This is a genomic window from Streptomyces sp. JNUCC 63, assembly GCF_054366325.1.
Genome location: NZ_CM135963.1, coordinates 2,015,291 through 2,031,001, shown reverse-complemented (window position 1 = coordinate 2,031,001; position 15,711 = coordinate 2,015,291). Strand labels below are relative to the sequence as shown.

15 protein-coding genes are annotated in these 15,711 nt (G+C 70.0%); 12 read left to right on the top strand and 3 right to left on the bottom strand.

What is annotated here, in order from left to right:
* Window positions 1-108 precede the first annotated feature (108 nt).
* Genes ACX25U_RS09200 through ACX25U_RS09185 form a run of 4 tightly spaced genes read left to right on the top strand, consistent with a single transcriptional unit; the run spans window position 109 to window position 5,822 of the window.
* On the top strand, window positions 109-3,216 hold the full coding sequence (locus tag ACX25U_RS09200) for a GNAT family N-acetyltransferase (RefSeq protein WP_454390428.1): 3,108 nt from the start codon (window positions 109-111) through the stop codon (window positions 3,214-3,216).
* A gap of 52 nt (window positions 3,217-3,268) precedes the next feature.
* Window positions 3,269-3,865 (top strand): DUF5998 family protein, encoded by a 597-nt coding sequence (locus ACX25U_RS09195; RefSeq protein WP_454390426.1) that lies wholly within the window; start codon window positions 3,269-3,271, stop codon window positions 3,863-3,865.
* A complete protein-coding gene (locus tag ACX25U_RS09190) occupies window positions 3,865-5,112 on the top strand; it encodes an alkaline phosphatase family protein (protein WP_454390424.1) in 1,248 nt (415 codons plus the stop codon). The genes ACX25U_RS09195 and ACX25U_RS09190 overlap by 1 nt, the downstream gene beginning before the upstream one ends.
* Window positions 5,113-5,171: 59 nt before the next feature.
* Window positions 5,172-5,822 carry a thymidine kinase gene (locus ACX25U_RS09185; RefSeq protein ID WP_454390422.1) on the top strand — a complete coding sequence of 217 codons (651 nt, stop codon included), beginning with the start codon at window positions 5,172-5,174 and terminating at the stop codon, window positions 5,820-5,822.
* 73 nt (window positions 5,823-5,895) lie between these two features.
* Here the strand turns inward: ACX25U_RS09185 and ACX25U_RS09180 are convergent, their stop codons facing one another.
* Both ACX25U_RS09180 and ACX25U_RS09175 read right to left on the bottom strand, forming a co-directional pair.
* On the bottom strand, window positions 5,896-6,111 hold the full coding sequence (locus ACX25U_RS09180) for a DUF397 domain-containing protein (RefSeq protein ID WP_454390420.1): 216 nt from the start codon (window positions 6,109-6,111) through the stop codon (window positions 5,896-5,898).
* On the bottom strand, window positions 6,108-7,043 hold the full coding sequence (locus ACX25U_RS09175) for a Scr1 family TA system antitoxin-like transcriptional regulator (protein ID WP_454394173.1): 936 nt from the start codon (window positions 7,041-7,043) through the stop codon (window positions 6,108-6,110). Before ACX25U_RS09175 ends, ACX25U_RS09180 begins: the two co-directional genes overlap by 4 nt.
* 512 nt (window positions 7,044-7,555) lie before the next feature.
* On the opposite strand from ACX25U_RS09175, the gene ACX25U_RS09170 reads away from it, so the two are divergent.
* The 6 genes from ACX25U_RS09170 (at window position 7,556) to ACX25U_RS09145 (ending at window position 11,747) form a co-directional block, all read left to right on the top strand.
* Window positions 7,556-7,849 carry a hypothetical protein gene (locus ACX25U_RS09170; protein WP_454390418.1) on the top strand — a complete coding sequence of 98 codons (294 nt, stop codon included), beginning with the start codon at window positions 7,556-7,558 and terminating at the stop codon, window positions 7,847-7,849.
* 9 nt (window positions 7,850-7,858) lie between these two features.
* Window positions 7,859-9,700 (top strand): alpha/beta hydrolase, encoded by a 1,842-nt coding sequence (locus tag ACX25U_RS09165; protein WP_454390416.1) that lies wholly within the window; start codon window positions 7,859-7,861, stop codon window positions 9,698-9,700.
* A gap of 110 nt (window positions 9,701-9,810) precedes the next feature.
* Complete coding sequence (locus ACX25U_RS09160) at window positions 9,811-10,323, top strand: hypothetical protein (protein ID WP_454390414.1); 513 nt, start codon at window positions 9,811-9,813, stop codon at window positions 10,321-10,323.
* Window positions 10,324-10,853: 530 nt separating this feature from the next.
* Window positions 10,854-10,997: a hypothetical protein gene (locus ACX25U_RS09155; RefSeq protein ID WP_454390410.1), complete on the top strand. Its 144-nt coding sequence runs from the start codon at window positions 10,854-10,856 to the stop codon at window positions 10,995-10,997.
* Window positions 10,998-11,112: 115 nt separating this feature from the next.
* Window positions 11,113-11,370: a hypothetical protein gene (locus tag ACX25U_RS09150; protein ID WP_454390408.1), complete on the top strand. Its 258-nt coding sequence runs from the start codon at window positions 11,113-11,115 to the stop codon at window positions 11,368-11,370.
* Complete coding sequence (locus ACX25U_RS09145) at window positions 11,367-11,747, top strand: hypothetical protein (protein ID WP_454390406.1); 381 nt, start codon at window positions 11,367-11,369, stop codon at window positions 11,745-11,747. The genes ACX25U_RS09150 and ACX25U_RS09145 overlap by 4 nt, the downstream gene beginning before the upstream one ends.
* 315 nt (window positions 11,748-12,062) lie before the next feature.
* Here ACX25U_RS09145 and ACX25U_RS09140 read toward each other — a convergent pair whose 3' ends face one another.
* On the bottom strand, window positions 12,063-12,848 hold the full coding sequence (locus ACX25U_RS09140) for a FadR/GntR family transcriptional regulator (RefSeq protein ID WP_454390404.1): 786 nt from the start codon (window positions 12,846-12,848) through the stop codon (window positions 12,063-12,065).
* 224 nt (window positions 12,849-13,072) lie between these two features.
* On the opposite strand from ACX25U_RS09140, the gene ACX25U_RS09135 reads away from it, so the two are divergent.
* Together ACX25U_RS09135 and ACX25U_RS09130 are read left to right on the top strand one after the other, a co-directional pair.
* Complete coding sequence (locus tag ACX25U_RS09135) at window positions 13,073-13,966, top strand: carbon-nitrogen hydrolase family protein (protein WP_454390402.1); 894 nt, start codon at window positions 13,073-13,075, stop codon at window positions 13,964-13,966.
* A 15-nt stretch (window positions 13,967-13,981) separates the two neighbouring features.
* Entirely contained in the window at window positions 13,982-15,334 is a 1,353-nt protein-coding gene (locus ACX25U_RS09130; protein ID WP_454390400.1) for an APC family permease, read from the top strand.
* Window positions 15,335-15,711 lie beyond the last annotated feature (377 nt).

The following is a 15,711-nucleotide window of genomic DNA, read 5'->3' as shown; positions in this document are numbered from 1 at the left end:
CGGTTCGTTGTTCCGCTCCGGGCGGCGTCGGACCGCGGCCTCGGTCCGGTGTGTGTCCTCCACAGACTGCCTTTCCCCGTTGTCGGACGCCAGCCGTACTCTGGGCCCATGCAGACCCCGCCGGACCGGCACGAGTACCCCGCCCACTGGGAGGCCGACGTGGTGCTGCGCGACGGCGGCACCGCGCGGATCCGTCCCATCACCGCCGATGACGCCGACCGTCTGGTCAGCTTCTACGAGCAGGTGTCGGACGAGTCCAAGTACTACCGCTTCTTCGCGCCCTATCCGCGCCTGTCCGCGAAGGACGTCCACCGCTTCACGCACCACGACTTCGTGGACCGGGTGGGACTCGCGGCCACGATCGGCGGCGAGTTCATCGCCACCGTACGCTATGACCGCATCGGCACCGACGGCATGCCCGCCTCGGCGCCCTCCGACGAGGCCGAGGTCGCCTTCCTGGTGCAGGACGCCCACCAGGGACGCGGGGTCGCCTCCGCGCTCCTGGAGCACATCGCGGCCGTCGCCCTCGAGCGCGGCATCCGCCGCTTCACCGCCGAGGTGCTGCCCGCCAACACCAAGATGATCAAGGTGTTCACGGACGCCGGGTACACCCAGAAGCGCAGCTTCGAGGACGGCGTCGTACGCCTGGAGTTCGACATCGAGCCGACCGACCGCTCGCTGGCCGTGCAGCGCGCGCGGGAGCAGCGCGCCGAGGCGCGGTCGGTGCGGCGGCTGCTGGTGCCCGGCTCCGTCGCCGTCATCGGCGTGGGCCGCACACGCGGGGGTGTGGGCCGCAGCATCCTCGACAACATCCGCGACGGCGGGTTCACCGGCCGGCTCCACGCCGTGAACCGGGCCTTCGGCGAGGACCGCAAGGAGATCGACGGCGTGCCCGCCCACCGCTCGGTGCGGGACATCGACGGGCCCGTCGACCTCGCCGTCGTCGCCGTGCCGGCCGAGCGCGTCCCGGAGGTCGTCACCGAGTGCGGCGAGCACGGCGTGCAGGGACTCGTCGTGATCTCCGCCGGGTACGCGGAGAGCGGCCCCGAGGGACGCGAGCGCCAGCGCGCCCTCGTGCGGCACGCGCGCACGTACGGCATGCGCATCATCGGGCCGAACACCTTCGGGGTCGTCAACACCTCGCCGGACGTACGGCTGAACGCCTCCCTCGCCCCCGAGATGCCGCGGCCCGGCCGGATCGGGCTGTTCGCGCAGTCCGGGGCGATCGGTATCGCGCTGCTGTCCCGGCTGCACCGGCGCGGCGGCGGGGTCACCGGAATCACGGGCGTGTCGACCTTCGTGTCGGCGGGCAACCGGGCGGACGTCTCCGGCAACGACGTCATGCAGTTCTGGTACGACGACCCCGACACCGATGTCGCCCTGATGTACCTGGAGTCCGTCGGCAACCCGCGCAAGTTCACCCGCCTCGCCCGGCGTACGGCGGCGGTGAAGCCGCTGGTCGTGGTGCAGAGCGCGGGGTCCGTCCCGCAGGGCCACGCGGTACGGGCGACGCGGCTGCCGCACGCGACGGTGTCCGCGCTGATGCGGCAGGTCGGCGTGATCCGCGTGGACACCATCACCGAACTGGTCGACACCGGCCTGCTGCTCGCCCGGCAGCCGCTGCCGCCCGGCCCGCGGGTGGCGATCCTCGGCAACTCCGAGTCACTGGGCGTGCTCACCTACGACCGTTGCCTCGCCGAGGGACTGCGCCCGCAGCCGCCGCAGGACCTGACGACGGCGGCGTCGGCGGAGGACTTCCGGGTGGCACTGTCCCAGGCCCTCGCCGACGAGACCACCGACGCCGTCGTCGTCACGGCGATACCGGCCGTGGGCGAGGGCGCCGCCGAGGACGCGGCCCTGGCCGCGGCCCTGCGCTCGGCCGCGGAGGCGGTACCCGGCAAGCCGGTCCTGGTGGTCCACGTCGAACTCGGCGGCCTGGCGGAGGCCCTGTCGGCGGCAGCCAGCACAGCCCCACAGACAGCCCAGCCGGGTACGACAGCCCAGCCGGGTACGACAGCCCAGCCGGGTACGACAGCCCAGCCGGGTACGCCCCCGCAGACGAGCACGACCCCGCTGCCCGGTGCGGACTCCGAGCCCGGGACAGAGCCGCAGGCGGGTACTGGCTCCCGGCCCGGTCCGAGCGAGGAGTCCGTCACGGGACCGCTGTCCGATCCGAACCCCGAGACGGGAACGGGACCGAAGGCGATCACGGGTCCCCGGCTCGGTCAAGAGCGTGCGGCCGGAACGAATGGTCCGGGGTCCCGGTGGCCGGCCTCCGCCGGGGCGGTGGGGGACGCCGGGCCCGGAGGCCCGCAGCCGTCCGACGCCGCCCACGAGGGGTCTCGCGCCGGCTCCCGCCTCATCACCGCCTATCCCGCCGCCGAGCGCGCCGTCCGGGCACTCGCCGAGGCCGTCAGGTACGCCCAGTGGCGGCGGGAGGCCGCCGACCCCGGCAGGGTGCCCGAGTACGAGGACATCGACGAGAAGGGCGCCGCCGCGCTCATCGACGGGCTGCTCGCGCGCGGGCAGGGGCTGACGCTGGGCATGGAGGAGACCTGCGAGCTTCTCGGCCGGTACGGCATCCACGTCCGCCGTTCCCTGCCCGCCCCCAGCCCCGAGGCCGCCGTCGAAGCCGCCCGCGCCCTCGGCTACCCCGTCGCCCTGAAGGCCACCGCCCCGCACCTGCGGCACCGCGCCGACCTGGGTGGCGTACGGCTCGACCTCGCGGACGAGGAGCAACTGCGCCGGACGTACGCCGAGTTGACCGACCTCTTCGGCAAGCCCCAGGAACTGCGGCCGGTGGTGCAGGCGATGGCGCCCAGAGGAGTCGACACCGTGGTCCGCGCGGTCATCGATCCCGCGGCCGGTGCCGTGCTCTCCTTCGGGCTCGCCGGAGCGGCCTCGCAGCTGCTCGACGACATGGCGCACCGCCTGGTCCCGATCACCGAGCGCGAGGCCACCTCGATGATCCGGTCCATCCGCACGGCCCCCCTGCTGTTCGGCTGGCGCGGCTCGGATCCGGTCGACACGCCCGCTCTGCAGGAGCTGCTGCTGCGCGTGTCGCGGCTGGTCGACGACCATCCGGAGGTCGTCGCCGTCACCCTGGAGCCGGTCGTCGTCGCCCCGCGCGGGCTGAGCGTCCTGAGCGCCACCGTGCGCCTGGCACCCCCGCCCGCCCGCGACGACCTCGGCCCGCGCACCCTCCCGGCGTACTGACCGGGGTCTCCTGCTCCACGGCGGTGCCTCGCAGTCAGTACGCCCCCGTAGGATGGACCGCATGGCCAAGACCAGTACGACGACCCAGGGGCTGCGCGCGGCGATCGAGCGCAGCGGCTACTACCCGGCTCTCGTGGCCGAGGCGGTGGAGGCCGCCGTGGGCGGCGAGCCCGTCCGGTCGTACCTGGTCCACCAGGAGACGACGTTCGACCAGAACGAGGTGCGGCGGCACGTGACGGTGCTCGTCCTCACCGGCAACCGTTTCATCGTCAGCCACACCGACGAACAGGCCGCCGACAGCACCTCCCCGACGCCGTACGCCACGACCTCCACCGAGTCGGTGAAGCTCGGCCGGATCTCCTCGGTCGTGGTCAGCCGCGTGGTCGCCAACCCGGAGCAGTACACGCCGGGCACACTGCCCCGCGAGGTCGTGCTGACCATCGGCTGGGGCGCCGTCTCCCGCATCGACCTCGAGCCCGCCGCCTGCGGCGACCCCAACTGCGAGGCGGACCACGGCTACACGGGCAACTCGACGGCCGACGACCTCAGCCTGCGCGTCAGCGAGGCCGGGGACGGCCCGGAGACGGTGCGTCAGGCCCTCGCCTTCGCGCAGGCCGTCTCCGAGGCGACCGCGGACCTGACCCGCTGATGACGACCCGCCCGTCTCCCGCCGCCGCCCAGAACCACGGGCGCCCCGTGCCCGCCCCCGCCGACGCCACCGCCTGGGACCAGCCACAGCCCCTCGCCGTCGAGTCCGCGCCCGTCCCGCAGTACGGGTCCGGCTCGCTCGCCGACCTGCTGCCCACGCTGGCCGCCGGCATGGGCGTACCGGAGATGACCGCCGCGATCCCCGAGCTGACCCCCGTCGACCGCGCCTGCGTCTTCCTGATCGACGGCCTCGGCTGGGAGCAGCTGAGGGCGCACCCCGAGGACGCCCCCTTCCTCACCTCCCTGCTCGGCAGCTCCCGCGGCGGCACCGGCCGCCCGCTCACCGCCGGCTACCCGGCGACCACGGCGACCTCCCTCGCCTCCGTCGGCACCGGTCTGCCCCCGGGCGCCCACGGCCTGCCCGGCTACACCGTGCGCGACCCGGCCACCGGCGAGCTGATGAACCAGCTGCGCTGGCAGCCGTACACCGACCCGGGCACCTGGCAGCCGTACCCCACCGTCTTCCAGCTCGCCCAGCAGGCGGGCGTGCACGCCGCCCAGGTGTCCTCCCCGGCCTTCGAGAGCACCCCGCTGACCAAGGTCGCGCTCAGCGGCGGAACGTTCCTGGGGCGGCTGACCGGGGAGGAGCGCATGGACGTCGCGGCCGAGCAGCTCGCCGCCGCCGACCGCGCCCTCGTCTACACCTACTACTCCGAGCTCGACGGCGCCGGCCACCGCTACGGCATCGACTCCGACACCTGGCGCGGCCAGCTCATGCACGTCGACCGGCTCGCCCAGCGCCTGGCCGAGCAACTGCCGCCCCGCAGCGCGCTCCACGTCACCGCCGACCACGGCATGGTCGACATCCCGTTCGACGAGGAGCACCGCTTCGACTTCGACGAGGACTGGGAACTGCGCGCCGGAGTCGCCCTGCTCGGCGGCGAGGGACGCGCCCGGCACGTGTACGCGGTGCCGGGCGCCGAGAGCGACGTCCTCACCTGCTGGCGCGAGGTGCTCGGCGAGCAGTTCTGGGTCGCCTCCCGCGACGAGGCGGTCGCGGCGGGCTGGTTCGGACCGCGGATCGACGAGCGCGTGTACGAGCGGATCGGCGACGTGGTCGCCGCCGCCCGCGACGACGTCCTGCTCATCGCCTCCGAGCGGGAGCCCAAGGAGTCGTCGATGGTGGGCAACCACGGTTCGATGACCCCTGCCGAGCAGCTCGTCCCCCTGCTCGAAGTACGCTCCTGACCGCTGCCACCCGCACGCCGCCCGCCGCCGCACTCTCACCGAAAGGTGCCCAACTGCTCATGCCCGAGCTGGTGTTCTTCTCCGGAACGATGGACTGCGGGAAGTCGACACTGGCTCTGCAGATCGAGCACAACCGCTCCGCACGCGGACTGGCGGGCATGATCCTCACCCGTGACGACCGCGCCGGTCAGGGCAAGCTGTCCTCCCGCCTCGGCCTGGTCACTGACGCAGTGGAGGTCGAGGACGGCATGGACCTCTACGCCCACCTCGTCGACCACCTCTCGCAGGGCGGACGCGCCGACTACGTGATCGCGGACGAGGCCCAGTTCCTCGCGCCCGGGCAGATCGACCAGCTCGCGCGCGTGGTCGACGACCTGGAGATCGACGTCTACGCCTTCGGCATCACCACCGACTTCCGCACCAAGCTGTTCCCCGGCTCCCAGCGCCTGGTCGAACTCGCCGACCGGGTCGAGGTGCTCCAGGTCGAGGCCCTGTGCTGGTGCGGCGCCCGCGCCACGCACAACGCCCGTACCGTGGGCGGCGTCATGGTCGTCGAGGGCGCCCAGGTGGTCGTCGGCGACGTGACCCGCTCCGCGGACGAGATCGGCTACGAGGTCCTGTGCCGCCGCCACCACCGCCGCCGCATGACGGCCGCCTCGGCGCGGGCGGCGGCACTGTCACCGGACGTGCTGCCCGTGGGCTCCGACTGACCGGGCAACCCCACTCACGTAAGAGTCCTGCCGCCCGACAAGGGACCGGCAGGGCTCTCGCGACCGTACGGCGTCAGACGCGCCGCTCCGACGAGGCCGGCCCGACGAATCCCACCCACGCCTCACGCGAGACCCTGAGCATGGGGCCGGCGACAGCCTTGGAGTCCCTGACGTGCACAACTGCCTTAGCTGCAGCGACCTCTACGCATTCGCCGCCCTCGGTTCCGCTGTAGCTGCTCTTGAACCAGGCGAGGCCGGAGGCGACGGTCGAGGACTCAGCGTTGTTCATAGCGATCCCAGCAACCTTTCGATGAACTCCAGTGACTCTCGCGGACTGAGAGCCTGTGATCGGATGATCGCATAGAGTGCGGCGGCCAGGACCCCCTGCTCCGGGTCAGTCTGCAGAGAGCCGATTCCTTGTGCCTCGGTGTACACGAACTTCTTGCCGTCCTTGCGCGTGACGACGGTGAACGGCCCGTTCACGCCCGCGTTGTCCTCGCGGTCGAGCGGCATGACCTGGATCTCGACGTTGCGCTTCTGGCCGATCAACAGCAGGTGTTCCAACTCTCCGCGCAGTACGGCCTTACCCCCGTATGGACGCCGCAGGATCGACTCGTCGAGCACGAAGCTCAGGAACGGCGCTGGTCGACGATCGAAGATGTCCTGCCGAGCCAGCCGCGCGGTGACCCGCTGCTCGATGGTTTCCTCGTCCAACGGGGGACGCCTCATACCGAGCAGCGCCCTCATGTACTCCTCGGTCTGGAGCAGACCGTTGAGCACAGGCATGCTGTACGAGACCAGCTCAATGGCTTCCTTCTCCAGCGCCGCCATTCCCTGAAAGAACGCCGGATACTGAGCCCGCTCCACCTGCTCCTTCCAGACGGTCAGCAACCCACCCGCCCGCAGTACCTCATCGGCCCGATCGATCGTCCGCGGCAACGGAATCCTCCGCCCCTGCTCGAACGACGCCACCGTGGACGCTGAGTAGCCGAGCCGGCGGCCGAACTCCTCGCGGTCCAGGCACTCCCGCACCCGCAGCGTCTTCATGCTCTGCCCGAACGCGACAACGACACCTCGCCCAGCCTCATCCCCCGGTCGCCACCCGGCCCCGTCGTCGTGCTCCCAGCCGTCCCCGAGACTCACGACCGCTTCCACGCTGCCCTGCCCGCGCTCCCCGGGAACCGCTTCGGCCCCCGCCTCCGCGTTCTTGCGCTCCACCATGTCCATCACCGCCTCCTTGGCCCAACGCCCCGCAATGGACGCCGTTACGGCGCGCAACTCCTACTCGTGCGGACACCGCGCGCACAGTCGCTCCCTGTCGCTGTGTCACTACTGGTCACGCTAAGCGGTCAACGGAACACGGGGTGGGCATAACGATCAAATCCGTCAACCTCATCAGCACCACCGACTCCGTCTGAGTGCAGGTACTCAGACGCGCTGGTGGCCGATACGGATGGGGCAGGTGCTGCGGTGTCGCTACTGTGCTCCTCGACCACCGAAGCATTGCGATCGCACGTTTACAACATCTCGGCGGCTTACGACGAGACACGGGGAGGACCACGCATGGCGTGGGAGGAGTGGGAGCAGCTCAAGGCCACGGCGGCCGAACGGCACTCCGCACGGATGCGGCTCAACCAGCTGCCCCCGACCAGGGTGGCACGAGTTCGGGTGGCCGCGGCGCTGCCGACAGGCTCCGGTCCGACAAGAAGGCGTGGTCCGCGGCCGGCGAGGGCGTGGGCGGCCTGCGGGGCTACATCGGCAAGGCGTTGACGAAGCTGGAGGGCGGCCAGGCGGGGTTCGGCAAGGGTTCCGGCTGTTTGACCGCGGCGGCCCAGAAGAGTGTGCACGACTCCTGGGAGCGTCGCGTGAAGGACATCAGCGAGCTGTGTGCCGGGCTCGCCGGCGTGCTGGAAAAGGTGGGGAACGACCAGCTGAGGACCGACGAGGCCATCAAGGCCGAGATCGCCAGGCTGAAGGTCCACTCCGAGGACGCGTCCGCCGCCGGCGGCTCGGGCAGGGGCCGGTGATCCGGGGGCATGGACCTCAAGGCGCTCAAGGCGATCAACCCGTCCGGGTACGCGGACGCGGCGGACGGCTACCGCGCGATCAGTGACATGGCCGACGCGGCCAAGGACCGCATCGACCAGCAGATCACCAGGGCCGTGCAGAAGGCCAACGAGGGTGAGGCGGCGGACGCGGCGCTGAAGCAGTTGCACAGGCTGTCGGAGAACTTCCACTACACCGAGGTGGAATGCGGCCTGGTCAGCGGAGCGCTCAACGGTTTCTCGTCCGAAATCGCCGCCCCGAGACGCCGCCTGCTGGAGGCGCTGGAGGACGCGAAGGCGCTGTCGTACACCGTGAACGCAGACGGCAGCGTCGTGTACCCCGCCGGTGGTGGGAACGAGCTGACCGGTGACGAGATCCCCGGTGGAACGATCAAGGGCAACACCGGCCGGTACACCCCCGGACTGGGCCCGGACATCTCCGGCCTGCACAGCCCCAACCCTCACCGCGCGAAGGCCCAGGGCATCGCCGACCGCATCGCCCATGCCGTACAGGAAGCCACGGAGATCGACGACCGGTACAGCGGGGCGCTGGGGAAGCTCAAGGCGGCCCCGGGCCTGGATGTCAGCACCAGGACGTGGGCGGACGTGGCTGCCGATGCCGACACGGTCAGCTCGGCCGCGAGCGAGTACATCCGGGACCACATCCCACTGGACAAGTCGCCCGCCGACCGCAAGGAGTGGTGGGACGGCCTCAGTGATGAGGAACGCGACGAGTACAAGAGGGCGTTTCCGGAGATCATCGGCAACCTGGACGGCATTCCGGCCATGGTGCGGGACGAGGTCAACCGCGAAAACCTGGATATTCTGATCGGCAAGCTCTCGGGTGAAGACGGCGACAAAGCCAAGACGCAGCTGGACGCTCTAAAGAGCATCCAGCAGCAGTTGCAGGAAAATGCCGCGAAACAGCTGGTGGATCCGAAAGAGCCGCCCATGTATCTACTGGGGATCGGCGACCAAGGGCTTGGCCGGGCTGTCGTTGCGTTCGGGAACCCTGACACGTCGAAGAACGTGTCGGCGTATGTCCCCGGTCTCGGCACCGCCCTGGACACGGACTTTGCCAGGAACGACGTGAAGCGCGCCTATGACACTGCGGTCGACGCCCGGGACAAGGATCCGTCCAGCGCATCCATCGTGTGGCTGGGCTACGACGCACCGCAACTCTCCGCTCCCCTGGACCCCGTCACATTGGTGTCCAACACGGACGTCATGTCCGCAGATGACGCGGAGAAGGGCGCGCCAGCGTACAACTCGTTCATGAGCGGACTCGCCTCGACGAATGATCACAAGGACCCGCACCTGGTCGCGATCGGGCACTCCTACGGTTCCCGCTTCGTGGGGGCAGCAACACAGGAGCCCGGGGGGATCCCCGGAGCCGATGACATCATCCTTCTCGGGAGTCCTGGCGTGGGCGTCGACAAGGCGGAGGATCTTGGGGTCGGCAAGGACCACGTGTTCGTGGGCGCGGCCGTGAATGACCCCGTCAGCCACCTGCCGTCGAAGAAGGAGGCCGGGGCCGGCCCCGCCGGCTTCTTCTTCGGCGGCGGTCCGGCCGGTGCGTATCTCTTCGGGGACATCGTGGACCAGGGCGACGACGACATCTGGTTCGGCAAGGACCCGGCCAGCGAGGCGTTCGGTGCCAGACGCTTCAAGGTGCTGGACGGCCCGATGCCGGTGGTCGACGGGCAGGGGTTGACTCCGGCACATTCCAACTATTTCAACCCGGCCAGGGACAAGGACCCTGTATCCGCTGCCAACATTGCGGCCATCGTCGCGGACCGTCCTGACCTCGTGACGTGGGATAAATACCGATGAAAATTCGTGCTGTGACCCTCGTAGCGTCAACTCTCATCGTTTCCGGTTGCGGCCTCATCGGCGGCAGCGGAAGTGAAGGAAGGCAAGCGGATGCGGCGAAGGAGATAAACATGAATATGCAGGAAGCGGCCGATCACGCGGAGGGCATCATTGATGAGGCCCTCAAGGCGATCAACCCGTCGGTCGAGGTCATGCGGGGGCCGTCGAGCGATTCCAGTTGCACCGATTTCAAGAACGACGGTATTGGTGCCGGGTCGGTTACCCGTCGGCGCTATGTGATGACGATCATCTCGGCCGAGCGACGTGGCAGCTTTCTCGGTGTAGTGGAGCGCTACTGGAAGAAGGAGGGTTACAAGATCACGTCGGTGAGGGACAGCGCCGAAATGCCAGCGATCTTCGCGGCCGCGCCGGACGGCTTCCAGGTCAGCCTGGAGTTCGGGTACAAGGGCCAAGCTGGATTCCACGTGACCTCCCCATGTGTCACCGAGTCGAAGGTTACCGAAGCGCCCAGGAAGCCCCTCGAGCCGGGCTCTCCGGAATCCAAGGGACTTCCCTACATTCACTCCGACTTCTGGTCGGCGCGTACCCAGACCTCTTCCTCATCGACAGCGTCGGTGAATTAATCCGGAGTATTCAATGGAATTAGGTGATCTGACACTCCGATGGTAGAAAGGTGCCGTTGACTTGTGATGACGCGAGTTTCTGCATCGTATCCGCTGCAGAGGGCAAGGCGCCTTTCTGGTGGTCGAGAATGCAGGGTGGGACTGCCGGTTGTCCGCAGTGGCTGACGGAAGAGGCTGATCGGGCATGCCGGAGCGGCGCCGCTGCACCGGTGCGCGGACCGCGCGGGACTGACGGACGCGTCGGCCGGAGTGCTGCCGTCCGGTACAGCAGTCGGCCGGCGGGAACGCGCCGGGGTACTGGTGCAGCTCGCCATCGCACGTGTGCTGGGGTCGGGGAACTTCTCGGAGGCCCAGCAGCTCCAGTTACATCAAAGGCCGTTGTTCGGGCTCAGGGCCTCGAACTCCACCGCCCGGCGCACGCTGGCCGTGTTCGACGAGACCACCTTGGCGAGGATCGCCAAGGTGCGGGCCCGGGTGCGCCGGCACGTGTGCAGACCTACTTCGACAGCGCGAATTGGACCGTACGTCACGTGCCGACAGAAAGCGGCCTTCCCGCGATCGTCGCCCGTAACGTCAGGGACGAGAGCGTGGCCCAGGTGGCCCCGTCGACCACTGGCGCTGTGCGCGTCGCGGTGACGACACCCGTCGTGGCCGTGGAGTCCTTCAGGGTCTGAGTTTCCCCCGCCCCGATGCCGGATCACACTTTCGAGACGCGCTTCACGCTTTGTGCGGACTGGACGGGTACGTACCCGTACCCGTATCCTGCCGGGGTCGTATGAGGAGGCCTGCATGTCCGACGCCAACATCCGCATCCCCGCCGAGGCCCGCGACCGGCTTGCCCGGATAGCTTCCTCCGAAGGCATGTCCCTGCGGGGCTACCTGTCCCATCTCGCCGAGACCCTGCTCACCCCAGAGGAGCGCGCGGTCCGTGCAGAGCAAGCGCGCGCCGCCCTGCGGGCATGGAACGGCTACGACCCGAGCACAAGCGAACAGGCGGAACTCGACGCCGAGTTGGACCGGCGGCTCAGTGAGGCAGGGGCAAGGTGACCGAGGTTCTGCACATTGTCCTGGACGAGACGGCGATGGTAGCGGCAGGACGGGGCAATGTGCTCGCCTCACGCCTGATCCACCGTGCGCATTCCGAGGCGGGCTGGTTCCTGTACGCCCCCGCGTGTGCTCTGGTCGAGGCCGATCGCGTACGGCCCGGTACGGCGGAGCACCTTGCCGCGCTTCCCGGCATCACGGTGCTCGACCTGGATCTGCCGGCCGCACTCGCCGTGGCCCGCGAAACGTCCTGGGCCCCCGCCCACACGCGACACACCGCCGAGCCGACCGCGGAACGGCCGAACGGGGCTGTGGTCGCGACCACAGCCCCTGACGCGTGGAAGGGGCAACCCGTACGAGTCATCGACCTCAGTCCCTGACCGTTCCGGGTCGGCGTCACGTCGTTGCTCTGCTCGACCGCTCGGACGGTGGCGTGGACGAAGTCCGCCGACCCTCCGCCCCGGACACCGCCATGCCCACAACGGCGACTGGGCGCGGCAGGCTCGCCCAGCGCCTGGCCGAGCCATGGACGCCGTTACGGCGCGCAGCTCCTACTCGTGCGGACAGCATGCGTACAGCCGCTCCCTGTTCCTACGTCACCGTTGGTCACGTCATGCGACCAACGGGACCGTATGAGGGGACCCGCATGCCTGACGCCAACGGCGGGTCGCCATCGGGCGGAGGGCCCGGGCCGCTCAGCCGCGGGGCGGAGCGGGTTCCGCGTTCTCCACGAGGCCGACGAACATCGTCCGGCGCAGGGTCTCGACGTGCTGCCGCGCGATGCGGGCCGCGCCCGCGCAGTCGCCCGCGGCCACGGCTTCCACCAGGTCGCGGTGCTCGCTGTTGGAGTTGCGCAGAGGCTCCAGCGGGTACGGCAGGTAGTACTGGTACAGCTCCCGCAGGACCACCCCGTAGGACGCGACGGTCGTGGGCAGGCCCGCCGCCTCCGCCACGGCGAGATGGAACCTCTCGTCGCAACTGTGGAACTCCGCCCAGCTCGGCACCTGCTCCATGTCCTCGACCAGCCGCTCGAGCCGGCGGACGTCGGCGGCCCCGGCGTTCTCCGCCGCCAGGTGGGCGATGCCGCACTCCAGGACCAGCCGGTGGTCGATGAGCCGGTGCACGTCCGGTGCCGCGGACAGATAGGCATCGGTCGCGCCGACCACGCCTCGGGCCGGCTGCTCGGCGACCAGGGTGCCGCCGTTGCGGCCCCGGCGGCGTTCCAGGACACCGTCCTCGCACAGCGAGACCAGCGCCCGGCGGGCGGTGATCTCGGAGACCCCCAGGGACTGGGCGATCCGGTCGCTGCCCGGGAGTCGCTCGCCCGGGGCCAGCAGTCCCAGGTCGACCGCGAGCGCGATACGCGCCCGCACGGCGTCCAGCGCCGAGAGCCTTCTCACACCGGAGAGCAGGAACGCGTCCAGATCCGCGGAGTCCGCGGCACTGCCTGCCGTGGGTGACGGGTCGGATGGGCGGGGCATGCGGGTCACCTTAGCGCCGCGGCCGGGAAGGGTCACCGGCTCGCCGCCCGCGACCGTCCGGTGGGCCTTCCGGTCACGGCCCCGCCGACTGCCCCTCCGATAATTGATCACTTTGATCACTCTTGTTTAAGTGTTCAACATGAACTATTTTTACGTCGCCGATGTTCGGCTCGGTTCACCGGATGCGCCCCGAATTGCCCGTCCAGAAACAGGTACAGCACGTCATGTCCAGACCTCTTCCCCTCGCCCTCGCCCAGGCGCCGCCCCACCTCGCCACCGCCCCGGTATCGGAATTCGCCAGGGATGTCGAAGAGCTGATGGGCCGGCTGCCGCAGACCCGGATGGTGATCCATCCCGAGCTCCACCTGTGCGGAGTGGAGGGCTCGGGCGCCGAGGCGGAGGAGCAGCTGCAGGCGGCTGCCGAGCCCCTGGACGGCCCCCGGGCCAGGCAGCTCGGCGAGCTGGCCGGCGACCTGGGTATCTGGCTGGCGCCGGGCACGGTGTGCGAACGCGGGCCGGCGGGCGAACTGTTCAACACCGCGGTGGTCTTCTCCCCCGAGGGCCGGCTGGTCGCCTCGTACCGCAAGATCTTCCCCTGGCGCCCGTCCGAGCCCTACGCGCCCGGAGACCGGTTCGTGGTCGCCGACCTCCCCGGCATCGGACGCATCGGCTTCGCCATCTGCTACGACATCTGGTTCCCCGAAGTCAGCCGTCATCTGGCCTGGATGGGCGCAGAGGTGATCGTCAACCAGGTCATGACCACCACCAGCGACCGCGCGCAGGAACAGGTCCTCGTCCGGGCCGCCGCCATCGCCAACCAGGTCTACGTCGTCAGTGTGAACACCGCGGGACCGGTCGGCACCGGCCGCAGCCTGATCGCGGACCCGGAGGGGCGGGTCCGCATCGAAGCTCCGGGAGAAGCGGCAACGGTGCTCACCGACGTCCTCGACCTCGACGACGTCACACGGGTGCGCACCTTCGGCACAGCCGGAGTCACCCGCATGTGGGACCACTTCACGGACGACGACGTCCCGATCGAACTGCCGCTGTACGGCGGCAGCATCGACCCTGCGCGGTGGAATCCCGCACGGCACTCCGCCGGCCCCTCCCCCTCCTGACCCTGGAGCCCCCTTATGCAGCCCCCCGCCCTCAACCGGACCCTGACCCTCAGATCGGTCGTCCTGTTCGGCCTCGCCTACATGACGCCGCTGATCGTGCTCGGCACCTTCGGGGTGATCGCCGCACTCACCCACGGCGCCACGCCCGCCGCCTACCTGCTCGCGATGACCGCGATGCTGTTCACCGCGCACAGCTACGGCAGGATGGCCAAGGCCCATCCCGTGGCCGGCTCCGCCTACACCTACGTGCGGCGCGCGATCGACTCGCGGGCGGGCTTCCTCGTCGGGTGGACGACCCTGCTCGACTACTTCTTCCTGCCGATGGTCATCTGGCTGATCGGTGCCGCCTATCTGAAGGCGCAGTTCCCCGGTGTCCCGGCCGCCGTGTGGATCCTGGGCTTCATCCTGATCACCACCGCGCTGAACCTGCTGGGCATCCAGACCGCCAAGCGGGCCAACAACCTGCTCATGACCTTCCAGGTCCTGGTCATCGTCCTGTTCGCCGGCTTCTCGATCGCGCACGTCTTCCAGGACAGCGGCGCTTCGTCCCTGGTCAGCGGCGCACCGTTCGTCAACGACGCGACCACCTGGTCCGCCGTCTCGGCCGGAGCGGCCATCGCCGCCTACTCCTTCCTCGGCTTCGACGCGGTGACCACCCTCACCGAGGAGACCATCGACCCGAAGCGGACCATCCCCCGGGCGATCATGCTCATCGCCCTCATCGGCGGCGGCATCTTCGTCCTGCTCGCCTACACCACCCAACTCGCGCACCCCGGCGGCTCCTTCACCGACCCGGACTCGGCCGCCTTCGAGATCGCCGGAACCATCGCCGGGGACCTCTTCGCCTCGGTCTTCCTGGCCGGTCTGGTGGTGGCGCAGTTCACCTCCGGCCTGGCCGCACAGGCCAGTGCCTCACGGCTGCTCTTCGCGATGGGCCGCGACGCGGTCCTGCCCCGCAGGATGTTCGGCTACGTGCACCCCCGCTTCCGCACCCCGGCGCTCAACATCCTGCTGACCGGAGCCATCGGCCTCGTGGCGCTGCAACTCGACGTCACCACCTCCACCTCGTTCATCAACTTCGGGGCGTTCACCGCCTTCACCTTCGTCAACCTGAGCGTGATCGCCACCTTCGTCCGCGCCCGCCGGGAGGGCCGCTCCCTCAACCCCCTGGCCTACTTCGTCGCTCCGGCGATCGGTGCGGCAGTGGACGTGTGGCTGCTGCTCAACCTCGACGGCAGAGCCCTGACCCTCGGCGTGGTCTGGCTCGGCCTGGGCGTGGTCTACCTGGCCTGCCTGACGAGGATGTTCCGCACGGATCCCCCGCAGATGCAGCCCTCGGAGGAGACCCGGGTCGCCGAACCGGCTTGACGGGCCCGCCCCGACGCTCCCCGCAACGGCCCGCCGGCCCGTCCCGGCGGGCCGTTGCGGGTCCCGTGCCGGGGCGGGGTGCCGCCCGCTGGACGTTCCCGCCGGACTCGTGCAGCACAGCGCCTTGGGCCTGCGCCCGGGTTCGCAGTCCATGCCGGCCGGCCAGGTGGGCCGAACGCCGGACCAACCCGCCGGCGGCCGTCCGTCCGGACGGGTGGGGAACCCCGTACGGCACCGATCCGCACGATGCGGTCGTGCTGATCGTCGCAGAGCTCACCGTGAACGCCATGCGGCACGGCCACGTCCCCGGCCAGGACTTCCACCTTCGCCCCCACGCCGCGCCCAACGGCCGCATCGTGCACGTCGAGGTCACCGAC

Coding starts and splice junctions, on each gene's coding strand:
- ACX25U_RS09200 (WP_454390428.1), top strand. CDS start 109: ATGCAGACCCCGCCGGACCGGCACGAGTACCCCGCCCACTGGGAGGCC.
- ACX25U_RS09195 (WP_454390426.1), top strand. CDS start 3,269: ATGGACCGCATGGCCAAGACCAGTACGACGACCCAGGGGCTGCGCGCG.
- ACX25U_RS09190 (WP_454390424.1), top strand. CDS start 3,865: ATGACGACCCGCCCGTCTCCCGCCGCCGCCCAGAACCACGGGCGCCCC.
- ACX25U_RS09185 (WP_454390422.1), top strand. CDS start 5,172: ATGCCCGAGCTGGTGTTCTTCTCCGGAACGATGGACTGCGGGAAGTCG.
- ACX25U_RS09180 (WP_454390420.1), bottom strand. CDS start 6,111: ATGAACAACGCTGAGTCCTCGACCGTCGCCTCCGGCCTCGCCTGGTTC.
- ACX25U_RS09175 (WP_454394173.1), bottom strand. CDS start 7,043: ATGGTGGAGCGCAAGAACGCGGAGGCGGGGGCCGAAGCGGTTCCCGGG.
- ACX25U_RS09165 (WP_454390416.1), top strand. CDS start 7,859: ATGGACCTCAAGGCGCTCAAGGCGATCAACCCGTCCGGGTACGCGGAC.
- ACX25U_RS09160 (WP_454390414.1), top strand. CDS start 9,811: ATGAATATGCAGGAAGCGGCCGATCACGCGGAGGGCATCATTGATGAG.
- ACX25U_RS09150 (WP_454390408.1), top strand. CDS start 11,113: ATGTCCGACGCCAACATCCGCATCCCCGCCGAGGCCCGCGACCGGCTT.
- ACX25U_RS09140 (WP_454390404.1), bottom strand. CDS start 12,848: ATGCCCCGCCCATCCGACCCGTCACCCACGGCAGGCAGTGCCGCGGAC.
- ACX25U_RS09135 (WP_454390402.1), top strand. CDS start 13,073: ATGTCCAGACCTCTTCCCCTCGCCCTCGCCCAGGCGCCGCCCCACCTC.
- ACX25U_RS09130 (WP_454390400.1), top strand. CDS start 13,982: ATGCAGCCCCCCGCCCTCAACCGGACCCTGACCCTCAGATCGGTCGTC.